The sequence below is a fragment of the Roseateles chitinivorans genome (assembly GCF_050632235.1).
GTDB lineage: Bacteria > Pseudomonadota > Gammaproteobacteria > Burkholderiales > Burkholderiaceae_C > Roseateles > Roseateles chitinivorans_A.
Genome location: NZ_CP192584.1, coordinates 2,821,084 through 2,845,433 on the forward strand (window position 1 = coordinate 2,821,084; position 24,350 = coordinate 2,845,433).

Sequence of the window (24,350 nt, forward strand, 5' to 3'; positions counted from 1 at the left end):
GGGGAGCGCCCGCGCAGCGGACGTCCGGCGTGGGATCAACGCAGGTTGTAGAACGCCGCGCGGCCCGGGTACACCGCCACGTCGCCCAGGTCTTCCTCGATGCGCAGCAGCTGGTTGTACTTGGCCATGCGGTCCGAGCGCGACAGCGAACCGGTCTTGATCTGGCCGGCGTTCAGGCCGACGGCGATGTCGGAGATGGTCGAGTCCTCGGTCTCGCCCGAGCGGTGCGAGATCACGGCCGTGTAGCCGGCGCGCTTGGCCATCTCGATGGCGGCGAAGGTCTCGGTCAGCGTGCCGATCTGGTTGATCTTGATCAGGATCGAGTTGGCGATGCCCTTGTCGATGCCTTCCTTCAGGATCTTGGTGTTGGTGACGAACAGGTCGTCGCCCACCAGCTGCACCTTGTCGCCGAGCTTCTCGGTGATGTGCTTCCAGCCGTCCCAGTCGCCTTCGGCCATGCCGTCCTCGATCGAGATGATGGGGTACTTGTCGACCCAGGTGGCCAGCATGTCGGTCCACTGTTCGGCCGTCAGCTGGATGCCGCCTTCGCCTTCCAGCACGTACTTGCCGTCCTTGTAGAACTCGCTGGCGGCGCAGTCCAGGCCCAGGGCGATCTGCTCGCCGGCGGTGTAGCCGGCCTTGTCGATCGCTTCCAGGATCATCTGGATCGCGGCTTCGTGGTTCTCGACGTTCGGGGCGAAACCGCCTTCGTCGCCGACGGCCGTCGACATGCCCTTGGCGTCGATGATCTTCTTCAGCGCATGGAAGACTTCCGCGCCCCAGCGCAGCGCCTCGCGGAACGACGGCGCGCCCACGGGGATGATCATCAGCTCTTGCAGGTCGATCGAGTTGTTGGCGTGCGCGCCGCCGTTGATGACGTTCATCATCGGCACCGGCAGCTGGTTGCCGCTCATGCCGCCGAAGTAGCGGTACAGCGGCAGGCCCGATTCTTCCGCGGCGGCGCGCGCCACGGCCATCGACACGGCCAGCATGGCGTTCGCGCCCAGGCGGCTCTTGTTCTCGGTGCCGTCCAGATCGATCAGGGTCTTGTCCAGGAAGGCCTGCTCGGAGGCGTCCAGGCCCAGCACGGCTTCCGAGATCTCGGTGTTGATGTGCTCGACGGCCTTCAGCACGCCCTTGCCCAGGTAACGCGACTTGTCGCCGTCACGCAGTTCGATGGCTTCGCGCGAGCCGGTCGAGGCACCCGACGGCACGGCGGCGCGGCCCATCACGCCGGACTCCAGCAGCACGTCGCATTCCACGGTGGGGTTGCCGCGGCTGTCGAGGATCTCTCGGCCGACGATGTCAACAATGGCGCTCATGGGAACAGTCTCCAGAAGTGAAAAAACTCGGTCGGCGCGCATGGTGCCAGCAACGGGTTACCTGTGCTGAACAACCTGCGGCCTGAATGGGGGACGAAAAAAGCCACCGGACCGCTCGCCGTCCGTCTGGACAGGCTGGCGGCGCGATGGCTCGTGCGGGGCATGGCGGGGGATCAGACGCCGTCGACCACGATCATGCGCATGACGCCGGCGTGCTCGCGCAGCGACTTGGCATGCTGGTAGGTCTCGGAGGCGTAGAAGGCCTTGGCCGCCTCGCGGTCGGGGAACTTCAGCACCACCAGGCGGTTCGGCGTCCACGGGCCTTCCAGCACCTCGAACGCGCCGCCGCGGACCAGCACTTCCGCGCCATGCTCCTGCATCGCCTTCGTGCTCCATTCGCGGTACTTGGCCATCTGGTCGGCGTCCGTCACGGTCACGTCGGCAATGATGAAGGCGGGCATGGGCGGTGTCTCTGATCGTTGGTGTCTGAAGTCGTCCCGGATCCCGAGGGGCTCAGGCCGCCGCGGGGGCGCTGACCTCGTGACCGGCCTTGGCCTTGTGTTCCAGCGCGGCCTTGATGAACGCGATGAACAGCGGGTGGCCGTCCCACGGGGTCGACTTGAACTCCGGGTGGAACTGCACGCCCATGTACCAGGGGTGCACGTTGCGCGGCAGCTCGACGATCTCGGTCAGCTTCTCGCGCTGCGTGATCGCCGAGATCACCAGGCCGGCGTCCTGGAGCTGGTCCAGGTACTGCTCGTTGGCCTCGTAGCGGTGGCGGTGACGCTCGTTCACGACCGGACCGTAGATCTCGTAGGCCAGCGTGCCCGGCTTGACGTCGGAGCTCTGCGCGCCCAGGCGCATCGTGCCGCCGAGGTCCGACTGGGCGGTGCGCTTCTGGATCGAGCCGTCCGCGTCCTGCCATTCGTCGATCAGCGCGATCACCTTGTGGGGCGCGTCGGGTTCGAACTCGGTCGAGTTCGCGCCGTCCAGGTGCGCCTTGTGGCGTGCGTACTCGATGGTCGCGACCTGCATGCCCAGGCAGATGCCCAGGTAGGGCGTCTTGTGCTCGCGGGCGTACTGGGCAGCGAGGATCTTGCCCTCGACACCGCGCTTGCCGAAGCCGCCCGGCACCAGGATCGCGTCGTACTTGTCGAGCTGCTTCGAGTGTTCCGCGTCCAGCGTCTCCGAGTCCACATACTCGATGTTGACGCGGGCGTGGTTGTGGATGCCGGCGTGGCGCAGCGCCTCGTTCAGCGACTTGTAGCTGTCCGACAGGTCGGTGTACTTGCCGCACATGGCGATGGTGACTTCGGTCTTGGGGTTCTCGACCTCGTTCACCAGCGTGTCCCAGCGCTTCAGGTCGGTGGACTTGGTGTTGAGCTGCAGCTTGGTGCAGATCAGCTGGTCCAGGCCCTGCTCGTGCAGCACGCGCGGCACCTTGTAGATGGTGTTCACGTCCCACATCGAGATCACGCCGTACTCGGGCACGTTCGTGAACAGCGAGATCTTCTCGCGCTCGTCGTCCGGCACGCGGCGGTCGGCGCGGCACAGCAGCGCGTCGGGCTGGATCCCGATCTCGCGCAGCTTCTGCACCGTGTGCTGCGTGGGCTTGGTCTTGAGCTCGCCAGCCGCGGCGATCCACGGCACGTAGGTCAGGTGCACGAAGGCGACGTTCGTCGGGCCCATCTTCAGGCTCATCTGGCGCGCGGCTTCGAGGAAGGGCAGCGACTCGATGTCGCCGACCGTGCCGCCGATCTCGACGATCGCCACGTCCACCGCGTCCGGCGTGCCGTGACCGGCGCCGCGACGGATGAAGTCCTGCATCTCGTTGGTGATGTGCGGGATGACCTGGACGGTCTTGCCAAGGTAGTCGCCGCGGCGCTCCTTCTCCAGCACCGACATGTAGATCTGTCCGGTGGTGAAGTTGTTGCTCTTCTTCATCCGCGTGGTGATGAAGCGCTCGTAGTGACCCAGGTCGAGGTCGGTCTCCGCGCCGTCGTCCGTCACGAACACTTCACCGTGCTGGAACGGCGACATCGTGCCCGGATCCACGTTGATGTAGGGATCCAGCTTGATCAGGGTGACTTTGAGGCCGCGGGACTCGAGAAGGGCCGCGAGAGAGGCTGATGCGATGCCCTTGCCGAGAGAGGACACGACACCGCCGGTGACGAAGACGTACTTGGTCATTGTCTTGCAGCGCCGGTTTTCCGAGCGGGAAACCGAAAACGCCGTGGTGGTAAAGCGCGATTATAGGCCCACCCCCTACCGGCTCCGCCCGCCCCCTCAAGGGGGCAAGCCCGGTGGCTCGGCGGAGCCGACCCACGGGCTTCGCTTGATGAGTCGGCCCTCAGGGGCCTCCTTGTTCGGCCCTTCTGGCGGCGATGGTGTCCATCAGTTGGAGCACCAGTTCGGCGGTGTCGTCGGGTCTTTCGAAGGGGTAGAGGTGGGTCCCTTCGAACCAGCGGAACAGGTCCTTGGCGAGCGCCTTGGAGCCGGCGGCGTTGGCCTGCCGGAGTTCCTCGGACTGGGTGCCCGCGATGAACGCCACCGGACACTTGGGCGCGTGGCCCCTCAGGATGCGTGGCAGGTTGTGCGGCAGCGTGTTGTAGATGCGGGTCTCGATCTCGCGCGTGAAGCCCAGGCGCACCTGGCCGTCCTCGTGCGCGTCGAAGCCGCTGGCGATGTAGTCCTTCAGCACGCGCGGATCCCAGCGCGCGAACTTGCCCTTGGCGGCGAAATGCGCGTGTGCCTCGTCGAGGCTGGGCCATTCGTAGCGCCGCTGGTGCGAGACCTTGCCCGGCGAGACGCGCTTGATGAAACCGGCCGACTTCGCGACCTGCAGACTGTGCGCACGCCAGCCGTCGATCACCGGCGAGTCCAGCATCACCAGCCCCCGCGCCAGCGCCGGCTTGCGGCAGGCGGCCAGCAGCGACAGCAGCCCGCCGAGCGAGTGCCCGATCAGCATCACCGGCGCGGTCGGTCTGACCTCGTCCTGGATGAAGTGCAGCAGCTCGTCGCGCAGGTGCGGCCAGTTGCTGGTGACCGGATACCGCGGATCGTGGCCGATGCGCGGCAGCGCGTGCACGGTCCAGCCCGCCTCGCGCCAACGGTCGAACAGCACGCGATAGCAGCCCGCCGGGAACCCGTTGGCATGCGAGAAGACGATGGTCCTGGTGGCGTCCATGGGGCGGGCGTGGCGTCGAGGTCAGGCGCGGCCGGTGGCCAGCAGCTTGAGCTGGTACAGCGCCGCGTGGGCCTCGCGCGGGCTCAGCGTGTCGGGATCGAGCGTCGCGCAGCGCGTCCAGCAGTTCGGAGGGTTCCTCGGCCGCCGCGCCCGGCGCGGGTTCGGGCGGCGGCGCGAAGAGGTCGATCTGCGCTTCGCCCTCGCTGGCCCGTGCCTCCAGGGCTTCCAGCGCCGCGCGGGCCTGTCGCACCACCGGGCCTGGCATGCCGGCCAGGCGCGCGACCTGCACGCCGTAGCTGCGGCTGGCGGGTCCGGGCTGGATCTCGTGCAGGAAGACGATGTCCTCGCCGCTCTCGACCGCCGACACATGCATGTTGACCGCCTGCGGGTGCTTGGCGGGGAACTCCGTCAGCTCGAAGTAGTGCGTCGCGAACAGCGTGAAGGCGCGGCACTTGTCGTGCAGATGGGTCGCGATCGCGCCGGCCAGCGCCAGGCCGTCGTAGGTCGAGGTGCCGCGACCGATCTCGTCCATCAGCACCAGCGACTGCTCGGTGGCGGCATGCAGGATCGCGGCGCCCTCGGTCATCTCCAGCATGAAGGTCGACTGCGCGTTGGCGAGGTCGTCCGCCGCGCCGATGCGGGTGTGGATGGCGTCGATCGGGCCGAGCCGGCAGGCGGTCGCCGGCACGTAGGCGCCCATGGCCGCCAGCAGCGCGATCAGCGCCACCTGCCGCATGAAGGTGCTCTTGCCGCCCATGTTCGGGCCGGTGATGACCATCAGCTTGGTGCGGGCGTCGAGCCGGCAGTCGTTGGCCATGAACTCGCCGGCGCCGGTCTCGCGCAGCCGCGCCTCGACCACCGGGTGGCGCCCGCCCTGGATGTCGATGCAGGGATGCGGGACGAATTCGGGGCGGCACCAGTTCAGCGTCGCCGCGCGTTCCGCCAGCGCGGCCAGCACGTCCAGCGACGCCAGCGATCGGGCCAGCCGGCTCAGCGCCGGCAGCTCCTCGGTGAGCTGGTCGATGACCAGCTCGTAGAGCATCTTTTCGCGGGCCAGCGCGCGTTCGTTCGCGGACAGCGACTTGTCCTCGAAGGCCTTGAGTTCGGGGGTGATGAAGCGCTCGGCGTTCGTCAGCGTCTGGCGGCGCGTGTAGTCGGCGGGGATCTTCTCGAGGCCGCTGTTCGTGACCTCGATGTAGAAGCCATGCACCTTGTTGAACTTGACCCGCAGGTTGCCGATGCCGGTGCGCGCACGTTCGCGGACCTCCATCGCGAGCAGGAACTGGTCGCAGTCGGTCTGCACGGCGCGCAGGTCGTCGAGTTCCTCGTCGAAGCCCTTGGCGATCACGCCGCCTTCGCGGATCAGCGCCTGGGGTTCCTCGGCGATCGCGCGGGTCAGCAGCTCGGCGATGTGCGGCGAGGCCCGCAGGCCTTCGGACAGTTGCTCGAGCAGGGCCGAGCCGCCGGGGACGGTCTGGGCCAGTTCGGGCAGGATCAGCAGCGTTGCGCGCAGGCCGGCCAGTTCGCGCGGGCGCACCTGGCGGAGCGCCACGCGCGCGGCGATGCGCTCGACGTCGGAGACCTGCCGGAAGGCTTCCCGAAGGGGCTCGAAACCGGTGCTCATCAGTTCGGCGATGGCGTCCTGGCGTTCGCGGGCGACGGTGCGTTCGCGCTCGGGATGCAGCAGCCAGAAACGCAGCGCGCGGCTGCCCATGCCGGTGCGGCACGAATCCAGCAGCGACAGCAGCGTCGGTGAGGTCTCGCCGCGCAGCGTCTGTGTCAGCTCCAGGTTGCGTTGCGTGGCGGGCGGCAGGTCGAGCAGGTCCGACGTCCGCAGCACCCGCAGGCCCTTCACGTGCTTCAGCGCGCGGGTGCCCTGGGTGCTCTCGGCATAGGACAGCAGGCAGGAGGCAGCCGCATGGGCGGCGGGCAGGTCCTGCGCGTTGAGGCCTTGCAGGTTGACGACCCCGAGCTGCTCGCAGAGCTTGCGGGCGCCCAGATTGGCGTCGAACTGCCAGCTCTGGCGATTGGTGATGGGCAGCTTGGCGGCCAGCACGGCCTGGGGGTGCTTCTCGCGGTCGACCAGGACCTCCGCCGGCGACAGGCGGGCGATCCACGAGGGCAGGTCGCGCTCGCCGCATTGCGCCAGGCCGATCTGCCCCTGCGTCATCGAGAGCCAGGCCAGGCCGAAGGTCTTGCCCTGCGTCGCGATGGACAACAGGATCGAGTCCTGCTTGTCGGCCAGCAGTTCGGACTCGGTGACGGTGCCGGGCGTGGCGACGCGCACCACCTTGCGCTCGACCGGTCCCTTGGTGGCGCCGACTTCGCCGGTCTGCTCCGCGATCGCGACGGACTCGCCGAGCTTGAGCAGCTTGGCGAGGTAGGACTCCAGGGAGTGCACCGGCACGCCGGCCATGACGACCGGTTCGCCGCCGCTCTGGCCGCGGGTGGTCAGCGTGACATCCAGGAGCGCGTTGGCCTTGCGGGCGTCGTCGAAGAACACCTCGTAGAAGTCCCCCATCCGGTAGAAAAGCAGCGTGTCCGGATGCTCGGCCTTGAGGCCGAAATACTGCTGCATCATCGGCGTGTGGTGGCTGAAGTCGGCGGGGGCGGCGCTGGTCATCGGGGGCGGTGGGGGTGGCAAATGGACAACGCCCTCGGTCGGAGGGCGCTGTGGAGGGGAGTTGGGGGACGAGTGTAGGGCATGGCCGTTCATGGTCGGGCGCTCCGGGCTCATTGGTAGAGGCGGTGTTCGGGATCCAGCCAGACGATGTAGAACACTTCGTCGACCAGGATGCCGTGGACGCGCCCGTGCTTGTTGGCGCTGAGTTGGAGCTGCCAGGCTTCGTGGCCGTCCCACTCGCCGCTCAGACGAGGGAAGCCTTGCGATTCCGTCGTCTCGTGCCAATGGTGTCGATGCGCGCGCATGGACTTCTCCTTGCCTGCGCGGAATTCCCTGACCTGAAGCGACGAGAGCGCTCGAAGGCGATGCAGCAGGTGTCGCAAGTAGGCCGGCGCTTCCGAGGCGTGCTCCTCGCCAAACTTGTGCGTGGAGTTCATCAGGCGGAAGGAGAATTTCATCAGATTGTCCGGAATGCCGCGCAGCAGATGCTCGCGGACCGCAACCTGGGATGGCGGGCGCCGTTTCATGCGACCTCCGGTCGGACATCTTCGGCCTGGAAGAACCGCTTCATCGATTCGTGGCTGATCTCTTCGGTGCAGCCTTCGTGATGGTTGGACAACCCGACACGGGCCTCTTTCCACGGGTCTTCCTGCCGTGTGATCAGGTACAGCGCGTAGCCGGTGTCCCCACCATAGAGCCTGATGACGTCATCAACCAGATGCCGCAACCGTTCGTCGAGGTCCTGCGGCTGTTCGATGGCCTCCACGATTGGACGCCCCCAATGTCCGTTGTAGAGGTCGTGGACTGCCGGGCAGGTCGGCCCATGCATCCAGGCCTCCAGGCGTTCCGGGAATGCGGGTTCATCGAAATGTGCAAGGTGCCAGCCCTGCACGTAGTACAGCAGCTTGTGGAGCTTGGCCGTCGTGATGGGATCACCTACTTCCTGGAAGGCGGCAAGGATGTACTCGGAGATCTTCTTGGCAGTGGAGGGCATGGCGTTCACCTCTCGGATCGTTGTGCGAAATGCTTGCAGCCATGCTAGGTCTGCTCCCACCGCCCACGCTTCAACCGTTCGCGCCAAAAACGACAAAGCCCTCCAAGGGGAGGGCTCTGTTTGATCGGCGTCAATGACGCCGCGGATCGCCGGGAAGGCCGATGGAATCAGGCCTCTGCGCCGCCATCGTTCTTCTTGATGCGCACCGGGGCGCGCTTCTTCGGCGCGTCGGTTCCCCCTTCGGTGGCGGTCGCGGCCTTCTTCTTGGGGGCTGCCTTGTCGGTCGGCGCTCCGCCAGCCGCCGCTTCCGCATCGGCATCCAGCGCGTCCTGCGTGATCACGCGGGTGTAGGGCGCCAGGATCTGGACCAGCGGGCCGTAGATGCGCGGCGTGCCGGCCACGATCTCGCGCTGGTGCAGGAAGTCCGGCTCGCCGGTGAAGTTGCCCACCAGGCCGCCCGCTTCCTGGATGATCAGCGAGCCCGCGGCCACGTCCCACGGGTGCAGGCCGGTCTCGAAGAAGCCGTCGTAGTGGCCGGCGGCCACGTAGCACAGGTCCAGCGCGGCCGCGCCCGGACGGCGCACGCCGGCGACCTCGGTCATCACTTCCTCGAACATCTTCAGGTAGCGCTTGAAGTTGTCGCCGCGACGGAACGGGAAGCCCGTGCCGATCAGCGCGTCGCTCATGCGGGTGCGCTTGCTCACGCGGATGCGCTTGTCGTTCAGGTAGGCGCCGCGGCCCTTGGTCGCGTAGAACAGGTCGTTGCGGGTCGGGTCGTAGACGACGGCCTGCTGCACGATGTTGCGGTGCGCCAGCGCGATCGACACGCAGTAGAACGGCAGGCCGTGGATGAAGTTGGTCGTGCCGTCCAGCGGGTCGATGATCCACTGGTACTCGGAATGCTTCGCGCCGTATTCGCGGCCGGATTCTTCGGCCAGGATGCCGTGGTCGGGGTAGGCCTGCAGCAGCGTCTCGATGATCGCCTGCTCGGCGGCCTGGTCCACTTCGGTCACGAAGTCGTTGGGCGACTTGGTGTTGATCTTCAGGATGTCCAGGTCCATCGACGCGCGGTTGATGATCGCGCCGGCGGTACGCGCCGCCTTGATGGCGACGTTGAGCATGGGATGGTGAGCGGCTTGCGTCATGCGGGACGGTTCCTGTGGGAAGTGGACTGGCGAAAGGAAAGAGCGGGCGCTGGCTCGGGGCCGGCGCGGATAATCCTCCATTTTGACACAGACTCGTGGTTTCCCCTATGCCCCCGGCTGACTCCGGCACGACCGCTCTCCCTCCGACGTCGGATCCGACACGTTTCGTGCTGATCGAGACCAGCCACCCTGGCAACGTCGGCTCGACCGCGCGGGCGATGAAGGTGATGGGCTTCCGCGACCTGGTGCTGGTGCGGCCCCGCTTCGCCGACGTGCTGAGCCAGGAGGAGACCGTCGCCATGGCCAGCGGCGCGGCCGACATCCTGGCGCGTGCGCGCATCGTGGATCGCGTGGAGGACGCGCTCGACGGCTGCACCTTCGTCTGTGCCACGGCGATGACGCCGAGAGACTTCGGGCCACCGACGCGCGAGCCGAGATCGCTCTTCGCCGAGCTGGCGAAGGGGGAACCGCACCCCCATCAGGTGGCCTTCCTTTTCGGGTCCGAGCGCTACGGCATGAGCAACGAGGACGTGTACCGCGCGCATGCGGTGCTGTCGATCCCGACGCATCCGGAGTACGGCTCGCTGAACCTGGCGCAGGCGGTGCAGTTGATCTCCTACGACTGGCGCCAGGCGCTGGGCGGCTTCGCGGTGGAGGCACGCACCGCGGACCCGCAGCTCGCCGACGCGCAGGCGGTGCAAGGCCTGCTGACGCATCTGGAAAGCAGCCTCGTGCATCTCGGCTACCTCGACCCGGCCTCGCCCAAGAAGCTGATGCCACGCTTGAATCAGCTCTTCAACCGCGCCGGGCTGACGAAGGAAGAGATCCACATCCTGCGCGGCATCGCCCGCGCGATCGAGAAGACCCGTCCCGCCGCGGGCACGCCCCCGCACTCGGGGGAGACGAGTAGCCGCGGACTGGCCAGGAAGCGTGGCGCCCGCGCGGCACACCAGTAAGCCTGCGGCGGGCAAGGTCGGGACCCGCCGCTAAACTGGCCGACCCTCAGCTCCAGCCCCTCGCGGGCTGCCATCGGGTTCCCCCACCATGTTCCAGCGTCTTCGCGAAGACATCGCCTGCATCCTCGAACGCGACCCCGCCGCTCGCTCGGCCTGGGAGGTGCTGACCTGTTACCCGGGTCTGCACGCGCTGGTGGTGCATCGGTGTGCGCACTGGTTCTGGCTGCGCGGGTTCCGGTGGCTGGGGCGGTTCACGTCCCACATCGGCCGTTTCCTGACGGGCATCGAGATCCACCCCGGCGCGACCATCGGCCGGCGGGTGTTCATCGATCACGGCATGGGCGTCGTCATCGGCGAGATGACCGAAATCGGCGACGAGGTGACGATCTACCAGGGCGTGACCCTGGGCGGCACCTCGCTGGTGAAGGGTGCCAAGCGGCACCCGACGCTGGAGCGCGGCGTCATCGTCGGCGCCAACGCCTGCATCCTCGGCGGCTTCACGGTCGGGGAGGGCGCGCGCGTCGGCTCCGGCGCGGTGGTGACCAAGCCGGTGCCGGCGGGCGCGACGGCGGTCGGCAATCCGGCGCGTGTCATCGAGGCCAAGCTCGATGCCAGACGCGAGGAAGCGGCGGCGCGGATGGGCTTCTCGGCCTACGGCGTGACGCAGGGCGACGACCCGGTGGCGCTGGCCATGAAGGGCCTGATCGACAACGCGGCGACCCAGGAACACCAGATCGCGCTGCTGTGGCAGGCGATCGCGAAGCTGTCCGAGCAGGAGCAGACCGATTGCGTGCCGCAAGGCGCGCAGCAGGGCGAGCACTTCGATGCGGCGGAGCTGTCGCGGCTGGTGAAGTGAGTCGCTGATCTACCGAGCTGCAGCGCCTGACTCATTCCCTCTCCCGCTTGCGGGAGAGGGCAGGGGTGAGGGCCAGCGGCGGTGGAAGTGCTGAAGACTTCTTGCTGACTGCCTAGTCCGCTGGCCCTCACCCCAACCCTCTCCCGCAAGCGGGAGAGGGGGTAAGAGGAGCGGCGGCGAATCAGTGGTGGTGACCGTGTGCGCCGTGCGCGTGACCGTGCTCGATCTCTTCCTGCGACGCGGCGCGGACGTCCGTGACCTTGACGCTGATCTTCAGGTGCTGGCCGGCCAGCGGGTGGTTGCCGTCCAGGTGCACGGTGTCGCCCTTGACCTTCACGACGGTGAAGACGTGGAAGCCGTCGTCGGCCGCCGGCTCTTCCTCGCCTTCCTTGGCCTGGCGGATCTGGATCTGGCCGCCGACCTTCACGCCGGGCGGGAAGTCCTTCTTCGGGATGGTGATCAGCAGGCTCTCGTCGCGCTCGCCGAAGCCGGTCTCGGGCGTCAGCTCGATCGTGGTGGCGAAACCCTTCTCCTGGCCTTCCAGCGCGGCTTCGACGACCGGCAGCGTGTTGCCGTAACCGCCGATCAGCAGCGCCATCGGCTCGTCGGTCTTCTCGATGATCTGGCCGAGCTTGTTCGCGACCTTCAGTTCGACGGTGGCGATGGTGTCCTTGGTGATCTTCATGGTGGGTGTGCGTGGTGGAGTTCAGCCCTGGCGCGTCGGCCGTTGGGCGGTCTTGGGACGGAACGCGGCGCAGACCGCGTCGCGTGTTTCGAGATACGGGCCGCCGATCAGGTCGATGCAGTACGGCACGGCGGCGAAGATGCCGCTGGCGGCCTCGTGGCCGGCGAGCGTCTCGGCGATCGCCTTGGGCTGGCCGGGCAGGTTGATGATCAGGGCCTGGCCGCGGATCACCGCGACCTGGCGCGACAGGATCGCGGTCGGCACGAAGTGCAGCGAGATCTGCCGCATCTGCTCGCCGAAGCCCGGCATCACGCGGTCGGCGACATCCATCGTCGCCTCGGGCGTGACATCGCGGATCGCGGGGCCGGTGCCGCCGGTCGTCAGCACGAGGTGGCAGCCGGTCTCGTCGACGAGCTCGCGCAAGGTCTGCGCGATGAGTTCGCGCTCATCGGGGATCAGGCGCGGCTGGAACTCGATCGGATTGATCAGCGCGGAGCGCAGCCAGTCCTGCAGCGCGGGGAGGCCCTTGTCCTCGTAGACGCCGCTGGAGGCGCGGTCGCTGATCGACACGATGCCGATGCGGACCGCTTCCGGCGGAGGCAGCGCCGCGTCGTTGTCCGATGGGATCGACGGGACCGCCGGCTCACTCATCGTCGTCCTCGTCGGCGGCATCCGCGTCCTCGTTGGCGGAGGCGTTGTCCTTGCCGGCGAGCACATGGCCCTTCACGAACTGGAACAGCTCGCGCCAGGCGCGGCCGTTGCGCTGCTCGGGCGCCTGCGCGCGGTCCTTGCGGGCGGCGCGGATCAGGCTGCGCAGCTGCTGCGTGTCGACCTCGTCGAAACTGTCGATGAAGCCTTGCAGGGCGCTGTCTTCCTCGACCAGGCGCACGCGCCAGCGCTCGGCCTGGTGCAGCTCCAGCGAGTCCTGCGCGCGGCCGAGCTTGAACTCGGCGACGGCCTGGCGGATCGGTTCGGGATCGACCTGGCGCATCAGCTTGCCGATCAGCTGCAGGTGGCGCTTCTTGCCGCTGCGGGCGGTGCCGGCGACGATGCGGCGGCCTTCCTTGATCGCGTCGAGCAGCGACTCGGGCAGGTCGAGCGCGGCCACGCGCTTCTCGGGCAGCGTGAGCAGTTCTTCGCCCAGCGCCTGCAGCGCATCCATGTCGCGCTTGAGCTGGCTTTTGCTGGGGCGGTCGTCTTCGAGGTCGTCGAAGTCCGCGCGGTCGTCGTGGTCGTCGTGGTCGGCGTTCATGAGAGGGAGAAAGCGAGAAGCCCCGACCGGGAGGGCGGGGCACAGCGACCGTATGATAGTCGCCACCCCGCCGCGGCCTCGGATTCCCCCAGGCCGCGCTGCTTTCAAAGAGACCGCATTCATGAGTCAAGCCGAGCAAGGATTCGCCTACAGCCAGGATCATTTCCGCCAGTTGATCGAGGACGTCCTGGCCGAAGCCAAACACCAGGGCGCCAGCGAGGCCGGCGCGGAAGTGTCCGAGGGCAGCGGCATGTCGGTGTCGGTGCGGCGCGGCCAGCTCGAGAACGTCGAGCGCAACCGCGACAAGTCGCTGGGCATCTCGGTCTACCTGGGCCAGCGCAGAGGCAATGCGAGCACCTCGGACTTCTCGCCGCAGGCGTTGAAGGACACGGTCAGGGCGGCCTACGACATCGCGCGCTTCACGGCCGAGGACGAGTTCGCCGGCCTGCCGGACGAGCAGGACCTGTCGCTCGACGAAGCGTCGCGGCCGTCGCTGGACCTGTTCCATCCGTGGGCGATCACCGCCGAGCAGGCCGCCGAGCTGGCGCTGCGCTGCGAGGACGCGGCGCTGAAGACGGACCCGCGCATCACCAACTCGGAAGGCGCGGCGGTCTCGGCGCAGCAGTCGCACTTCTATTCGGGCAACTCGCGCGGCTTCCGCGGCGGCTATGCGAGTTCGCGGCACTCGGTGTCGGTGGCCCCGATCGCCGGACGCGGCGCGGGCATGGAACGCGATGCCTGGTACAGCTCGATGCGCGATGCGGCGGACCTGTCCTCCGCCGAAACGATCGGCCGCTATGCCGCCGAGCGCGCGCTGGCGCGGCTCAAGGGCCGCAAGGTCAAGACGGCCAGCGTGCCGGTGCTGTTCGAGGCCCCGGTCGCCGCCGGGCTGCTGGGCGCGCTGGTGCAGGCCACCAGCGGCGGTGCGCTCTACCGCCGCGCGAGCTTCCTGCTCGACAGCCTGGACCAGCAGATCCTGTCGCCGCACGTCGAGGTCGTCGAGGATCCGCACATCGTCAAGGGCAAGGGCAGCTCGCCCTTCGACGACGAGGGCGTGGTGACGAAGGCCCGCACCGTGGTCGACGCGGGCGTGCTCAAGGGCTACTTCCTGTCGACCTACTCGGCGCGCAAGCTGGGCCTGCGCACGACGGGCCACGCGGGCGGCTCGCACAACCTGACGATGCGCAGCAAGGCGACGGCCCCCGGCGACGACCTGCCGACGATGCTGCGCCGCCTGGGCACCGGCCTGTTCGTCACCGAGCTGATGGGGCAGGGCGTCAACTACGTGACCGGCGACTACTCGCGCGGCGCGAGCGGCTACTGGGTCGAGAACGGCGTCATCGCCTTCCCGGTCAACGAGATCACGATCGCGGGCAACGTCAAGGAGATGTTCAAGCAGATCGTGGGCATCGGCGCCGACACCTACACGCTGGGCAGCAAGACGGTGGGCTCCATCCTGCTGGAGAACATGAAGCTCGCCGGCGCGTGATCGCCGACTGACCTCGACCGATCTCCGATGAAGCGGCGCCTTGGGCGCCGCTTCGCTTTTGGGGAGCTCTCCGGGGTTGTCAGGTTGACGCCAGCCGTGCGGTGGTTAATCCTCTTTTCGCTCGGGCCTCGGCTCGGAAGGTGCCCGTGATGCGGCGCCGATACCAACGAAAAAAGGAGACTTCATGGAGCGTCGTTCGTTCGTCAAGAATGCCGGCCTGGCCGGCGTGCTGGCCGCGGGTGCGGCCCCGGCCATCGTGCATGCGCAGGCCAACATCCGGTGGCGGATGGCGTCGAGCTTCCCCAAGCAGCTCGACACGATCTACGGCGGCGGCGAGGTCTTCGCCAAGAAGGTCAGCGAGCTCAGCGGCGGCAAGTTCCAGATCAGCGTGCACGCGGGCGGCGAGCTGATGCCGGCCTTCGGCGTGGTCGACGGCGTGCAGAACGCGACGGTCGAGATCGCGCACACGGTGCCGTACTACTTCTTCGGCAAGGACGAGACCTTCGCGATCGGCGCGTCCATCCCGTTCGGGCTGAACTCGCGGCAGATGACGGCGTGGACCTTCCACGGCAACGGCCTGAAGCTGATGCGTGAGTTCTACCGGAACTACAACATCATCAACTTCCCCGGCGGCAACACCGGCGCGCAGATGGCGGGCTGGTACCGCAAGGAGATCAAGTCGGCGGCGGACTTCAAGGGCCTGAAGTTCCGCATCGGCGGCTTCGCCGGCCGGGTGATCGAGCGCATGGGCGGCGTGCCGCAGAACCTGCCGGGCGGCGAGCTGTATTCGGCGCTGGAGAAGGGCACGATCGACGCGGCGGAATGGGTCGGCCCGTACGACGACCTGAAGCTGGGCTTCAACAAGGTCGCGCCGTTCTACTACTACCCCGGCTGGTGGGAGGGCGGCCCGCAGGTCGACTTCTTCATCAACACCAAGGCCTATGAAGGGCTGTCGCCCGAGTACAAGGCGATCGTCGAGGCGGCGTCCGCGTACGTGCATGTGGACATGCAGGCCAAGTACGACGTGCTGAATCCGCAGGCGCTCAAGCAGCTGGTGGCGGCCAAGACCAAGCTGATGCGCTTCCCGAAGGACACCATGGACCTGGCGTTCAAGGAGTCGATGGCGCTGTACAGCGAGCTGTCGGCGAAGAACCCGAACTGGAAGAAGGTCTACGAGGATTACGCCAACTTCCGGCGTGACCAGAACCTGTGGTTCCGCTTCGCGGAAGCGGGCTTCGACGACTTCATGCAGTCGCAGCGGTTCTGATCCGCCCCCTCTTTCGCTGAACGCGGGCCGCGCTTCGACAAGGGGCGCGGCCCGTTCCGCTTGTTGTATGGCCTTGGACTGAGGGCAGGGGCGTGGCGGCACAATCGGTCCTCGATCAATCGGCATCAGGATGAGTTCATGAATCAGGAAACGCAGTCGCTCGAGGCGCTCCTCAAGGCCCTTCGCGTGCTGCTCACGGTGCTGCTGACGCTGACAGTCATCGCCGTCATCTGCTTCCGTCTCTTCGCATACTCGTTCACCTATGCGTCGCCGCCGTTCTGGTCGCTCGTGCCGGCGGGCGTGCTGGCGGGACTGCTGATCATGCTGCTCGTGCCGCAGCCGGTGCGTCGCATCGGCGCGGTACTGCTGCTGGTGCTCTACGCGCTCAGCATCGTCTTCTTCGGCTGGCGCCACGTCGTGGAACTGTACGCATCGGACGGCCCCTTCGCCTTCGATCTCTTCGAGGCAGTGTTGATCGTCCTGCTGGCCGTGCCGAGCCTGGTGCGCCCGAGATCCACTTTCTGACATCGCGCGGGCACCGCGCCCCCATCAGTAGGCCGCCTTCAGAACGAATCGTTCGCATGCAAGACCCGGCACTGACCTTCCTCGCAGTGATGCGCGGAGGTCGATGTGGCGGTTTATGTGGTGCGTTGGTTCCGGCGTTGGATGGCGCAGCAAGGGCTCGTGGATCGCGATGTCTGTGGTGCGGTCCATGCGATGGCGCGAGGGCTGATCGATGCCGATCTTGGTGGAGGACTGTTCAAGCAACGGCTTCCCCGAAATGGTCAAGGAAAGCGTGGCGGCTTTCGGACGATCGTGGCCAAACCGAAGCCCGGTACCTGGCTTTTCGTTTACGGTTTCGCCAAGAGCAAGCAGGGGAACGTCAGTGCGGTCAAGGAGTTGCACTGCCGGGACGTTGCGAAGCAATTTCAGTCATTGCCCCTCGACCAACGCGAGAAGCAGGTCGAGGCGGGTCTTCTCTTCGAAGTGGATTGCCATGCACAAGTCCGTGACGTCATTTGATCGAATGCTTCTGACGACGTACTTCGATCTCAAGCGCGCCGGTTTGGTTAGCCGTGCCAAGTACATGGCAGTTCAGACTGTGTGCCGGCCAACCTTGCAGCCACGAGAGCCCGCAGAGCCATTCCGTCCGTATAAGCGGCGAGCACTCAGTGCGGCGGGTCCGCGTCGTTGATCAACGACCTGGTTTTGATTGGAGGCGGATGCACAAGTCCCTGAACATCTCTGAGCTGATGATGCGTGGAACCTTCTTTGACCTCTACAAGAGCGGAGCGGTCACCAAGGCGGAGTACATGGGCGTACAAGCGCACTACCGGCCGCATCTCCAGCCTCGCGAGCCCGCTGAACCTTTCCGCCCGCGCAAGTAGCGGGCGCTCAGGGCAGCGGGACCACGGCGTTGACGTCAAGCTACTTGGAGGTCAGCAGTCACGCGCAAGTCGCTCACCCCTTTTGATCGAATGTTTCTTCGCAGCTGGCGCGCTCTTCCGACCCGCCGAGCCTGTCCGTCCTCACGGGCGCCGTGCGCTGAGCGCCGCAGGTCCGCGGCGCTAGGACGGCGACAAGGCCTCCCCGTTTGAGCGCCATCAGCGCTTGATGGGAGTGCCGTCACCTCTGGTGAACCTGCGCTCGGTGCCATCGTGATGCAGGACTACATCATGGTCCGGGTAGTGGACGGTGCCTGCCGACGCCCGGCTGCCCACAACGAGGTAAACGGCATCGGCGGCGGAGCGGTTCTCCAGGCAGTGGGCCACGGGTGCCCCTGCGGCCCAGGCGGCCGCGTCGCCGGCTCGCAGGACGGACGCTTCGTCCTCCACGAGCACCAGTTCGCCGGAGAGTACGTACACGAACTCATCTTCCGTCTCGTGCCAGTGCCTGTGCGAGGAACGGGAGCCGGGCGGAAGACGTTCGAGCCGCACGCCGAATTGCGACAGGCCCGCTTGATCCCCGAGCACCAGCTCGGCGTAGGAGCCGTCGTTCTGTCCGGAGAAACGATTGGCGACCCCGGCATGATCAGTCCAGAGCGCGGTGTTGAGCTTCGGCATGGCAGCGGTCCTTGCTCGAGCGACAGGTGTCGTCGTTCGCATGATCCTTCAATGCGGCCCGTCGCGCGTCGCGCTTGCCCTCAATCCCCGCCGGCCTTGCGCCCCAGCGCGACCTGGATCGCGCGAGTCAGCGCCGCCAATTCGATCGGCTTCGCGACATAGCCCTGGAATCCGGCGGAGAGGCCTTCCTGGCGATCCGCGACCATCGCGAACGCCGTCAGCGCCACCGCCGGCAGCTGTTCGGGGCTGCCGCCCGGCAGCTGCCGCACCGCGCGGATCAGCGAGCGCCCGTCCATCTCCGGCATCCCGATGTCGGACACCAGCAGGTCGTAGTGCTCCTCGCCCTCCTCGAGCCGCGACAGCACCTCCGCCGCGCTCGTCGCCACGCTGACCTTCGCGCCAAGACGGCTCAGCGCCACCTGGCCGACCTCGCGCGCGTCCTCCTCGTCGTCGACGAGCAGCACCCGCACGCCCGACAGCGTGTCGTCCGACAGCTCGACCGGCTCGGCGCACGGCGGCGGCGCTAGCGCCTGATCCTTCAGCATCGGCAGGCGCAGCTCGAAGACCGCGCCGCCGCCCGGGCCCGGGCTGTCCGCGCTGATGCGGCCCTGATGCAGTTCCGCGATCGCCCGCGCGATCGCCAGCCCCAGGCCGAGGCCGCCGACCTTGCGCGTCTTGGACCCGTCCTCCTGCCGCAGCCGGTCGAAGACGAAGGGCAGGAACTCCGGCGAGATGCCGCGCCCCGTGTCCCGCACGCGCAGCAGCGCGCAGCCGTCTTCGACCTCCACATGCACGTCGACGCTGCCCGCGCTCTCGGTGAACTTGAGGGCGTTGCCGATCAGGTTCGTGAGCACCTGCGAGAGGCGTTGCGCGTCGCCCGAGATCCACACCGGCTGCGCCGCATGGCAGTTCAGCGCGACGCCCTTGCCCTGCGCCTCGTGCAGCGCGGCCAGCACCGAATCCGACGCCAGCGCCGACAGGTCCAGCGGCGTCGTCTGCAGCATCAGCTTGCCCGCGACCACCGCGCTCATGTCGAGCAGGTCGTTGATCATCCGCGCCTGCAGCTGCGCGTTGCGCCGGATCACCGTCGAGGCCTTGCCCAGCAGCGGATGCGCGTCGGAGAAGTTGGTCAGGATGTCCGCCCACCCCGTGATCGCGCTCAGCGGCGAGCGCAGCTCGTGCGACAGCACCGCCAGGAACTGGTCCTTGAGCTCGTTGGCGCGTTCCGCCTCTTCCTTGCCCTGACGCAGCGCCTGCTGCGCCTCGTAGGCCGGCGTCGAGTCCTTGATGATCTTGGAGAAACCCGTCGTGACGCCCGTCGCGCTGAACAGCGGCGTCACCACGCCTTCGGCGCGCAGCCGCGTGCCGTCCTGCCGCATCAGCCAGCGGTCGTCGCGTGCCGCGCCCTGCGTCAGCGCCAGCGCGAGCTCGTTCTCCAGCACGCCGGCCGCGCGGTCCTCCGGCGTCAGCAGGACCTCCGCCGACATGCCGCGCACGGCGTCCAGCGCGTGGCCGAAGATGGTCCCCGCCGCCCGGTTCCAGTCGCGGATGCGGCCCTCGGTGTCGAGCAGGATCACCGCGTGGTCCTGCAGCGAATCGACCACCCGCGCGTACAGCGCGTCGGCCTCGCGCAGCTGCGCCTCGACCTGGATCTGCGCCTCGCGCTGGCGCACCTCGCGCAGCGCGCGGTCGATCGCGACCGGCAGCCGCGTCAGCCGGCCCTTCATCACGTAGTCGGTGGCGCCGCGCTTGAGCAGCTCCACCGTGTTCTCCTCGCCGATCACGCCCGACACGAAGATGAACGGCGTCCCCGGCACCAGCCGCTGCGCCAGCGTCAGCGCCTCCGCGCCGGTGAAGCCCGGCAACTGGTAGTCCGACAGGATCAGGTCGAAGCGCTGCGTCTCCAGCGCGCCCAGCAGCTGGGCCTCGTCCTTCACCCAGGTCACCCGCGCGCGCGGATGCGTCGTCTCCAGCGACGCCAGCAGCAGCTCGGCGTCGAAGGTCGAGTCCTCCAGCAGCAGGATCTCCAGCGGCGGCGAACCCGCGTCGCTGGGCGGCGGTGACGGTTCAGTCATGGTTCATTCGTAGCGGCGCGTGGCGCGCAGCGATCCGGGCGGCGGCTCGTTGAGCACGGCCCAGAACACACCCAGGTCGGCGATCGCCGCGACGAACTGCTTGAACTCCACCGGCTTCACGACATACGCGTTCACGCCCAGCTCGTAGCTGTGCACCACGTCCGACTCGGTCTGCGACGAGGTCAGCATGACCACGGGGATGCTCTTCAGGTTCGCCGTGGCCCGCACGGCCTTCAGCACCTCCAGCCCGTTGACCTTCGGCAGCTTCAGGTCCAGCAGGATCACCGCCGGATTGCCCTCGGCGCGGTCCGCGTGGACCCCTCGCGGTTCAGGTAGTCCAGCGCCTCGGCGCCGTCGCGCACGATGATCACCTCGTTGGCGAGCTGGCTGCGTTCCAGCGCGACCAGCGTCAGTTCGAGGTCTCGGGCGTCGTCTTCAACAAGCAGGATGGGCTTGAGCATGGCGTTCGGGGGGCAGTAAGTCAGAGAAGGGTGTTGCCGGTGCCGGTGGACCGCTCGAAAGCGGTCAGCGTGGCATCGCCAAGGGGGAAGGCCCCGTTGCCGGGGTTGGAGTCGATGGCCTGGGATTCGGCCATCTCGCGGGTGGGGATCGTGAACCGGAATCGCGCGCCATGGTCGGCCTCGCCCCAGGCCTCGACCTGGCCGCCGTGCCGCTCGACGATGCGTCGCACGCTCGCCAGGCCGATGCCGGTGCCTTCGAAGGATTCGGTCTGGTGCAGCCGCTGGAACACGCCGAACAGCTTGCCGACGTACTTCATCTGGAAACCGACGCCGTTGTCCGAGATGCTCAGGCCGACGCCGTCCTCGCCGTCGATGCCGGCGATCTCGATGCGTGCGGGATCGCGCGGACGCGTGTACTTGACGGCGTTGGACACCAGGTTGCGGATGGCCACCTGCAGCAGCACCGGGTCGCCCCAGAGCCGCGGCAGCGGGCGCTGCACCGTCCACTCGATGCGGCGCTCCTTGTTCAGCGTGGTCTGTTCCGCGATCAGGTCGTCGATTAGGTGGCCGGTGTTGATCGAGCCGTGCTTGATCGCCGAACGTCCCATCCGCGAGAAGTCCAGCAGCGCGTCCACCAGCTGGCCGGCATGCGCGGAGGCTTCCTTCACGTGCGCGAGGTAGCGGCGCGAGCGCTCGGACAGCGCGCCGCCCTCCATCTCCAGCACCAGGTCGACGAAGCCCGCGATGTGGCGCATCGGCGCGCGCAGGTCGTGCGACACGGTATAGGAGAAGGCTTCCAGCTCCTTGTTGACCCGGCCCAGTTCCATCGCGACCTCGGCCATTTCCTCGGCGCGGCGCAGCACGATGCCGATCAGGGCCTGCCGCAGTTCCTGCACGGCGTGAACCTCGCCCTGGGTCCAGGGCAGGGACCGGCCGCCGACCTGCTGCTTCCAACTCGCGAAGCTGCGGCGTGGATGCAGGCGCGAATCCTCGCCGGTGGCCGATTCCTTGCGCGGATCGCCGGCCCAGACGATGGTCTGGACGATCTCGGGCCGGAACCAGACGATGTGGTGCCGGTGCAGCTTGGAGATCGAGATCGCCAGCAGTCCCGCGGTCGGTCCCAGCGCCTGCGCCGCGGAGGTGCCCAGCGACTCCCCAGCGACGACACCTCCACCGGCAGCCGGTCGCTGTGCCAGACCTCGTCGATGCGGTTGCCCAGCCATTGGCCGAGCGCCAGCAGCGTCGGGTGATCCGGCGTTTCCCCGATGGCCCAGCAGGTGTCGTTGAGGATCACCGCCGCGCCCGTCGCGCGCGCCAGGCGCAGCAGCGGGCCGGGCTCTTCGATCAGCCGCTGCAAGGTCGCGTCGCTGTCCGACAGGTGGGACACGATCGCCAGCGTCAGCTGCCGCAACCTCAACTGCTCGGTGACCTGCTCGTTCTCTTCCTTGGCCTCGATCTGCAGCGACAGCAGCTGCCCCAGATGCTCGCAGGCCATGCGCGTCTGCCAGGACAGTTGCTTCGGATCGTGGTCGTGGCAGGACACCAGGCCCCACAGCTTCCCGCCGACGATGATGGACACCGACATCGACGCCAGCGTCCGCATGTTGCGCATGTACTCGAGGTGCACCGGCGACACGCTGCGCAGCGCGGCCTGCGACAGGTCCAGCGCCGTACCGTCGCGGCCGTCGACGAAGCGCACCGGCACCGGCTCGTAGTGCGCGTCGGCGATCAGGCGGATGTGGTTGATGCGGTAGAGCTCGCGCGCCTGCGGCGGGATGTCCGAGCCCGGGAAGCGGTGGCCCGCGTAGGCGTCGTAGCCCGCGTCGATCGATTCGGCGAGCACCTCCCCGTGGCCGTCCGCGTCGAAGCGGTAGGCCAGGCAGCGGCCGAAGCCGGTCAGCTGCTTCATCTCCGCGACCACGACCCGGCAGAGCTCGGTCACCGCGGCGGTGCGTTGCATCATCGGCACGAGGTGGCGCGCCAGGCTGTAGATCGGCGCGCGGTTGCCGGCGTCCTCGGCGTCGGTTTCGAGCTCGAGGTAGGCGAGGCCACCGATGCGATGGCCCGACACATGCAGACGGCGATCGCCGATCGTCAGCGTGCCGCAGGAGACCGGGCCCTCGCCGTCCACCAGGCCCGGGCGCACGCCGCTGACCGCGTCCAGCGCGCCTTCGATGCGCGCGGGCAAGGCGTCCGGCGTCGAGGGCAGCAGGGCTGCCCAGTTCTCGCTGAACGCGACCAGGCTGCCGCTGCGCCAGTCCACCGCGGCCAGCCAGCCGTGCGGCTGGATCGCGCCGGGCACGCGGATCGGCTCGCTCGCGCACTGCGCGATCTGCAGGTCCGTCGGGACGGGCGTCAGCGTCGCGGTGTTCATGAGGACCTCGGCGGCGCCGCGCCGGCGGCATCGACCGGCGCGAAGGTCGCGATCAGTGCGCGGAACGTCGCCGCCGCCGCGTCGCAGGCAGCGGAGCGATCGGTTTCATCGGCGCCGGCCTCGGTCTGGGCGAGCTGGCGGAACTCCCGCCACATCGCGCCTGTCCGGGCGCCGAAGCCGTGGAAGTAGGCCGTGCCGTGCTCGGGGGTCAGGCCGTGCGCGGCGAGCAGTTTCGGCGTCAGCACCTGGCCGCCCAGGGCCGAGCCCTCGATCACGTACAGCGATCCGATCGCCGCCGCTGGCGAGTCCAGCCTCAAGCCGTGCAGGGCCGCGAGCGCCGAGGCGCGCATCGCGGCGTCCGCGCCGTCCTCGGGCAGATCGAGCGCGGCCAGGTCGCGCGCGGCGAACGGCGAACGCACCCGGGCGTCGAACCAGGGGCGCAGACGCTCGGGCAGGGCTTGGCGCACGCGCGGTTCCCAGAGCTGCAGGAACTCGTGGAAGCCGCGCAGGATGCGGCCGTAGCGCATCAGCGGCATCGGCGCCTCCAGCCGGAGCAGTGCCTCGATGTCGTCGTGCAGCGGCCCCGTGCAACGGCGCAGGCGGGGGAGCAGGTCGGTGTCGATCGTGGCGTCGGTCGTCGTCATGAAGCTGGAGAGGCAAGGCGGATGCGCAGCCCGGAACGGGCCCGTTGCAGTCTTGCCGCAACCCCGTTCCGCGAAGGCGCGGATTATGGTCAGAAAGGCGCAGGGCAAACATCCGTCCTGCCCCCTACGGACGAGGGGTCCGACGCGGGTGCCAGATACCGGCAAGAATGTCGGACCGTCCTTCAGAGGGAAAGGATCCGGGGAGGCACACCGTTTGCCGAGTCTTCCTGGATCGCCTAATCGCACGCCCGTCGCGCGCCGGCTCTTGTCGCGCGCGTCGGCCTTTCTCAGTGGACCTCTTGCCGCAGGGTTTGCCATGCCTCCCCACGCCGTCATCGTCGACGACAACATCGAATCCAGCGAGACGCTGGGCATCCTCCTGGAGTTGGAGGGTTACTCCGCCGCCACCGCGGCGACCTTGCGCGAAGCCCGCCAGCGGATCGCCGAGCATCGGCCCGACGTCCTGATCCTGGACCGTGCGCTGCCGGACGGGCAGGGCATGGACTTCCTGACCGAGGCGCTGCTGCAGGGGCCGATGACGGTCGTGATGCTGACGGGGACGTCGGATCCGGGCGATGCCGCCGAGGCGATCCGTCGGGGCGCGAGCGCCTATCTGGTCAAGCCGGCGACGATCGATCAGCTGAAGGAAGTGCTCGATCGCGCGTCACAGGGATCGCGCCAGGCGGCCTGAAGGCCGCACTGAACTTCTCCGAACGCCTCGGTGCGCGGCCGTCTAAGGACAGCGCTGCGTCGGTGTATGGGGGAAGGGTTTTCGCGGCGGAGCCGGGAAAATCTTTCTCCCATACGGACCCAGAGACGTCGAAGGGAAGCGGGCCTCCGTACTTCCCCTCAGCTGGCCCTCACCCCGCCCTCTCCCGCAAGCGGGAGAGGGTGTTCGAGCTGCGCCACTCGTTGCGCTGGATCCTCTTGCCCCCTCTCCCGCTTGCGGGAGAGGGC

At 67.9% G+C, this 24,350-nt stretch carries 22 protein-coding genes and 4 pseudogenes; 8 read left to right on the forward strand and 18 right to left on the reverse strand.

Translation table 11 applies throughout. The features are described from left to right. Positions 1-35: 35 nt before the first annotated feature. From eno to ACQ859_RS12905, 8 genes and pseudogenes are all read right to left on the reverse strand, one after another. Positions 36-1,322, reverse strand: coding sequence for a phosphopyruvate hydratase (gene eno, locus ACQ859_RS12870; protein WP_088405489.1), 1,287 nt, complete (start codon positions 1,320-1,322; stop codon positions 36-38). A 173-nt stretch (positions 1,323-1,495) separates the two neighbouring features. Beyond that, on the reverse strand, positions 1,496-1,783 hold the full coding sequence (locus ACQ859_RS12875; RefSeq protein ID WP_088405490.1) for a DUF1330 domain-containing protein: 288 nt from the start codon (positions 1,781-1,783) through the stop codon (positions 1,496-1,498). 52 nt (positions 1,784-1,835) lie between these two features. Next, on the reverse strand, positions 1,836-3,512 hold the full coding sequence (locus ACQ859_RS12880) for a CTP synthase (protein ID WP_431266105.1): 1,677 nt from the start codon (positions 3,510-3,512) through the stop codon (positions 1,836-1,838). A gap of 160 nt (positions 3,513-3,672) precedes the next feature. After that, positions 3,673-4,509 carry an alpha/beta fold hydrolase gene (locus tag ACQ859_RS12885; RefSeq protein WP_431266106.1) on the reverse strand — a complete coding sequence of 279 codons (837 nt, stop codon included), beginning with the start codon at positions 4,507-4,509 and terminating at the stop codon, positions 3,673-3,675. A gap of 21 nt (positions 4,510-4,530) precedes the next feature. Further along, positions 4,531-7,132: pseudogene (gene mutS, locus ACQ859_RS12890) on the reverse strand (DNA mismatch repair protein MutS). Positions 7,133-7,242: 110 nt separating this feature from the next. After that, positions 7,243-7,659 (reverse strand): hypothetical protein, encoded by a 417-nt coding sequence (locus ACQ859_RS12895; protein ID WP_431266107.1) that lies wholly within the window; start codon positions 7,657-7,659, stop codon positions 7,243-7,245. Next, complete coding sequence (locus tag ACQ859_RS12900) at positions 7,656-8,126, reverse strand: Panacea domain-containing protein (RefSeq protein ID WP_431266108.1); 471 nt, start codon at positions 8,124-8,126, stop codon at positions 7,656-7,658. The genes ACQ859_RS12895 and ACQ859_RS12900 overlap by 4 nt, the downstream gene beginning before the upstream one ends. A 167-nt stretch (positions 8,127-8,293) precedes the next feature. Next, positions 8,294-9,271: an inositol monophosphatase family protein gene (locus tag ACQ859_RS12905; protein WP_431266109.1), complete on the reverse strand. Its 978-nt coding sequence runs from the start codon at positions 9,269-9,271 to the stop codon at positions 8,294-8,296. A gap of 107 nt (positions 9,272-9,378) precedes the next feature. Here ACQ859_RS12905 and ACQ859_RS12910 point away from each other — a divergent pair, with 107 nt between their 5' ends. After that, a complete protein-coding gene (locus ACQ859_RS12910) occupies positions 9,379-10,227 on the forward strand; it encodes an RNA methyltransferase (protein WP_431266110.1) in 849 nt (282 codons plus the stop codon). A gap of 88 nt (positions 10,228-10,315) precedes the next feature. Next, positions 10,316-11,083 carry a serine O-acetyltransferase gene (gene cysE / locus ACQ859_RS12915; protein WP_431266111.1) on the forward strand — a complete coding sequence of 256 codons (768 nt, stop codon included), beginning with the start codon at positions 10,316-10,318 and terminating at the stop codon, positions 11,081-11,083. A 181-nt stretch (positions 11,084-11,264) separates the two neighbouring features. On the opposite strand, the gene ACQ859_RS12920 is transcribed toward cysE, so the two are convergent. The 3 genes from ACQ859_RS12920 to yjgA are packed head-to-tail and all read right to left on the reverse strand — an operon-like array spanning position 11,265 to position 13,020. Next, positions 11,265-11,768 (reverse strand): FKBP-type peptidyl-prolyl cis-trans isomerase, encoded by a 504-nt coding sequence (locus ACQ859_RS12920; RefSeq protein WP_331617172.1) that lies wholly within the window; start codon positions 11,766-11,768, stop codon positions 11,265-11,267. 21 nt (positions 11,769-11,789) lie between these two features. Further along, positions 11,790-12,419: a molybdopterin adenylyltransferase gene (mog, locus tag ACQ859_RS12925; protein WP_431266112.1), complete on the reverse strand. Its 630-nt coding sequence runs from the start codon at positions 12,417-12,419 to the stop codon at positions 11,790-11,792. Further along, complete coding sequence (yjgA, locus tag ACQ859_RS12930) at positions 12,412-13,020, reverse strand: ribosome biogenesis factor YjgA (protein WP_431266113.1); 609 nt, start codon at positions 13,018-13,020, stop codon at positions 12,412-12,414. The genes mog and yjgA overlap by 8 nt, the downstream gene beginning before the upstream one ends. 121 nt (positions 13,021-13,141) lie before the next feature. Between yjgA and pmbA the strand changes: the two genes are divergently transcribed. The 5 genes from pmbA (at position 13,142) to ACQ859_RS12955 (ending at position 17,164) form a co-directional block, all read left to right on the forward strand. Next, on the forward strand, positions 13,142-14,509 hold the full coding sequence (gene pmbA, locus ACQ859_RS12935) for a metalloprotease PmbA (RefSeq protein WP_431266114.1): 1,368 nt from the start codon (positions 13,142-13,144) through the stop codon (positions 14,507-14,509). A 184-nt stretch (positions 14,510-14,693) separates the two neighbouring features. Further along, on the forward strand, positions 14,694-15,776 hold the full coding sequence (locus ACQ859_RS12940) for a TRAP transporter substrate-binding protein (RefSeq protein ID WP_431258188.1): 1,083 nt from the start codon (positions 14,694-14,696) through the stop codon (positions 15,774-15,776). Positions 15,777-15,914: 138 nt separating this feature from the next. Continuing rightward, on the forward strand, positions 15,915-16,301 hold the full coding sequence (locus ACQ859_RS12945; RefSeq protein WP_431266115.1) for a hypothetical protein: 387 nt from the start codon (positions 15,915-15,917) through the stop codon (positions 16,299-16,301). A 105-nt stretch (positions 16,302-16,406) separates the two neighbouring features. Beyond that, positions 16,407-16,799 (forward strand): type II toxin-antitoxin system RelE/ParE family toxin, encoded by a 393-nt coding sequence (locus ACQ859_RS12950; protein ID WP_431266116.1) that lies wholly within the window; start codon positions 16,407-16,409, stop codon positions 16,797-16,799. Between the two features lie 200 nt (positions 16,800-16,999). Beyond that, positions 17,000-17,164, forward strand: a complete 165-nt coding sequence (locus ACQ859_RS12955; RefSeq protein WP_431266117.1) for a hypothetical protein — start codon at positions 17,000-17,002, stop codon at positions 17,162-17,164. A 216-nt stretch (positions 17,165-17,380) separates the two neighbouring features. Here ACQ859_RS12955 and ACQ859_RS12960 read toward each other — a convergent pair whose 3' ends face one another. From ACQ859_RS12960 to ACQ859_RS12990, 7 genes and pseudogenes are all read right to left on the reverse strand, one after another. Then, on the reverse strand, positions 17,381-17,839 hold the full coding sequence (locus ACQ859_RS12960; protein ID WP_431266118.1) for a cupin domain-containing protein: 459 nt from the start codon (positions 17,837-17,839) through the stop codon (positions 17,381-17,383). Positions 17,840-17,919: 80 nt separating this feature from the next. Beyond that, complete coding sequence (locus tag ACQ859_RS12965) at positions 17,920-19,914, reverse strand: response regulator (RefSeq protein WP_431266119.1); 1,995 nt, start codon at positions 19,912-19,914, stop codon at positions 17,920-17,922. Between the two features lie 3 nt (positions 19,915-19,917). Continuing rightward, a pseudogene (locus ACQ859_RS12970) lies at positions 19,918-20,375 on the reverse strand (response regulator). 20 nt (positions 20,376-20,395) lie between these two features. Continuing rightward, the gene (locus ACQ859_RS12975) at positions 20,396-21,271 is read right to left on the reverse strand and encodes a sensor histidine kinase (protein ID WP_431266536.1); all 876 of its coding nucleotides are present in this window, start codon (positions 21,269-21,271) and stop codon (positions 20,396-20,398) included. A gap of 12 nt (positions 21,272-21,283) precedes the next feature. Then, positions 21,284-21,598 (reverse strand): annotated as a pseudogene (locus ACQ859_RS12980) (hypothetical protein); the annotation flags it as partial. A gap of 5 nt (positions 21,599-21,603) precedes the next feature. Continuing rightward, positions 21,604-22,749, reverse strand: a pseudogene (locus ACQ859_RS12985) (GAF domain-containing protein); the annotation flags it as partial. Next, positions 22,746-23,393, reverse strand: coding sequence for a biliverdin-producing heme oxygenase (locus tag ACQ859_RS12990; protein ID WP_431266120.1), 648 nt, complete (start codon positions 23,391-23,393; stop codon positions 22,746-22,748). The gene ACQ859_RS12990 and the pseudogene ACQ859_RS12985, both read right to left, overlap by 4 nt. 316 nt (positions 23,394-23,709) lie before the next feature. On the opposite strand from ACQ859_RS12990, the gene ACQ859_RS12995 reads away from it, so the two are divergent. Continuing rightward, complete coding sequence (locus ACQ859_RS12995; RefSeq protein ID WP_431266121.1) at positions 23,710-24,084, forward strand: response regulator; 375 nt, start codon at positions 23,710-23,712, stop codon at positions 24,082-24,084. Positions 24,085-24,350 lie beyond the last annotated feature (266 nt).

Bases quoted from the DNA above. Each gene is read 5' to 3' on its own strand.
- cysE (WP_431266111.1), top strand. From the start codon at position 10,316: ATGTTCCAGCGTCTTCGCGAAGACATCGCCTGCATCCTCGAACGCGAC.
- ACQ859_RS12910 (WP_431266110.1), top strand. From the start codon at position 9,379: ATGCCCCCGGCTGACTCCGGCACGACCGCTCTCCCTCCGACGTCGGAT.
- ACQ859_RS12920 (WP_331617172.1), bottom strand. From the start codon at position 11,768: ATGAAGATCACCAAGGACACCATCGCCACCGTCGAACTGAAGGTCGCG.
- ACQ859_RS12965 (WP_431266119.1), bottom strand. From the start codon at position 19,914: ATGACTGAACCGTCACCGCCGCCCAGCGACGCGGGTTCGCCGCCGCTG.
- ACQ859_RS12900 (WP_431266108.1), bottom strand. From the start codon at position 8,126: ATGCCCTCCACTGCCAAGAAGATCTCCGAGTACATCCTTGCCGCCTTC.
- ACQ859_RS12990 (WP_431266120.1), bottom strand. From the start codon at position 23,393: ATGACGACGACCGACGCCACGATCGACACCGACCTGCTCCCCCGCCTG.
- ACQ859_RS12895 (WP_431266107.1), bottom strand. From the start codon at position 7,659: ATGAAACGGCGCCCGCCATCCCAGGTTGCGGTCCGCGAGCATCTGCTG.
- ACQ859_RS12940 (WP_431258188.1), top strand. From the start codon at position 14,694: ATGGAGCGTCGTTCGTTCGTCAAGAATGCCGGCCTGGCCGGCGTGCTG.
- ACQ859_RS12945 (WP_431266115.1), top strand. From the start codon at position 15,915: ATGAATCAGGAAACGCAGTCGCTCGAGGCGCTCCTCAAGGCCCTTCGC.
- ACQ859_RS12955 (WP_431266117.1), top strand. From the start codon at position 17,000: ATGCACAAGTCCCTGAACATCTCTGAGCTGATGATGCGTGGAACCTTC.
- mog (WP_431266112.1), bottom strand. From the start codon at position 12,419: ATGAGTGAGCCGGCGGTCCCGTCGATCCCATCGGACAACGACGCGGCG.
- eno (WP_088405489.1), bottom strand. From the start codon at position 1,322: ATGAGCGCCATTGTTGACATCGTCGGCCGAGAGATCCTCGACAGCCGC.
- ACQ859_RS12905 (WP_431266109.1), bottom strand. From the start codon at position 9,271: ATGACGCAAGCCGCTCACCATCCCATGCTCAACGTCGCCATCAAGGCG.
- ACQ859_RS12875 (WP_088405490.1), bottom strand. From the start codon at position 1,783: ATGCCCGCCTTCATCATTGCCGACGTGACCGTGACGGACGCCGACCAG.
- ACQ859_RS12960 (WP_431266118.1), bottom strand. From the start codon at position 17,839: ATGCCGAAGCTCAACACCGCGCTCTGGACTGATCATGCCGGGGTCGCC.
- ACQ859_RS12995 (WP_431266121.1), top strand. From the start codon at position 23,710: ATGCCTCCCCACGCCGTCATCGTCGACGACAACATCGAATCCAGCGAG.
- ACQ859_RS12880 (WP_431266105.1), bottom strand. From the start codon at position 3,512: ATGACCAAGTACGTCTTCGTCACCGGCGGTGTCGTGTCCTCTCTCGGC.
- pmbA (WP_431266114.1), top strand. From the start codon at position 13,142: ATGAGTCAAGCCGAGCAAGGATTCGCCTACAGCCAGGATCATTTCCGC.
- yjgA (WP_431266113.1), bottom strand. From the start codon at position 13,020: ATGAACGCCGACCACGACGACCACGACGACCGCGCGGACTTCGACGAC.
- ACQ859_RS12885 (WP_431266106.1), bottom strand. From the start codon at position 4,509: ATGGACGCCACCAGGACCATCGTCTTCTCGCATGCCAACGGGTTCCCG.